1 protein-coding gene is annotated in these 874 nt (G+C 62.2%); it reads left to right on the forward strand.

Annotated features, from left to right (window positions below):
* The first annotated feature begins 109 nt into the window (after positions 1-109).
* The gene (locus tag GKIL_RS08815; RefSeq protein WP_023173185.1) at positions 110-814 is read left to right on the forward strand and encodes a M41 family metallopeptidase; all 705 of its coding nucleotides are present in this window, start codon (positions 110-112) and stop codon (positions 812-814) included.
* Positions 815-874 lie beyond the last annotated feature (60 nt).

The following is an 874-nucleotide window of genomic DNA, read 5'->3' on the forward strand; positions in this document are numbered from 1 at the left end:
CAGTGTCCGGCGGTGATTTTTGCGAAGACTCGACTGCGGTCTATAGAGGGAATTTACCTGGCGTTGATAGGATAGTGGCTGATTTTGAGTTCAGCCAAGGGGGGTCTGCTTGCTCCTATCCATCCTGCGGGAGGCTGTCGCCGATGGTTTACTGGCTGTCGTACTGTCTTTCTTGTTTTGGGGGATGTGGCAGTACCCGGTCTGGGTGACAGCACTGCTGGTGGCAGGTACCCTTGTCCTGCTGCGCCTCGTCCGGCCCTTGTGGGCACGGCTGATGGACCGGCTGCACCTGCGGCTCAACCAGTGGATCGAATGGCCCCTGTGGCGGCGGATCGCAGCGGTACACGAGGCAGGGCACGTGATCGTCGCCCATCGCCTCGGCGTCGCCGTCGCCGGTTACGCGCTCACACCGGCAGCCAGCCACCTGCACCAGAGTTGCGGTGCGACCCATTTTCAACCGCACTCCCAGCCGTTCGATGCCGAGCAGATCCTGCGCACCCTGACGGTCCTGGTGGCAGGCAAGGTCAGCGAAGAATTGACCCTGGGCAAGGCGCGGGGGGCCGGGCACGACCTGCGCGCCTTTGGGCAGTGGGTGGCCCTCATCGACGAAGTGCTCCAGAGCCAGGGGCGCACTCCGCCTGGGATGGACTTCTGGCTGCAGGCTTGCGAGAGCAAAGCCCGTGAAGTGCTCACCGAGTCGCCCCAGCTTGTCGAGCAGATCGCCGACGGCATGAGCAGGCGCACACCCATTGCCGCCTTACTCGAAAAAATCGACGAGAGCCGCCGTCCCTCCGCCTGCGTCCGAGCGCAATAAAAGACAAATTGGTGACCCATTCCAGGCATTCACACAGGAAGTCTGTCGATGTTTTGTCGA

The sequence above is a fragment of the Gloeobacter kilaueensis JS1 genome (assembly GCF_000484535.1).
Classification (GTDB): Bacteria; Cyanobacteriota; Cyanobacteriia; order Gloeobacterales; family Gloeobacteraceae; genus Gloeobacter; species Gloeobacter kilaueensis.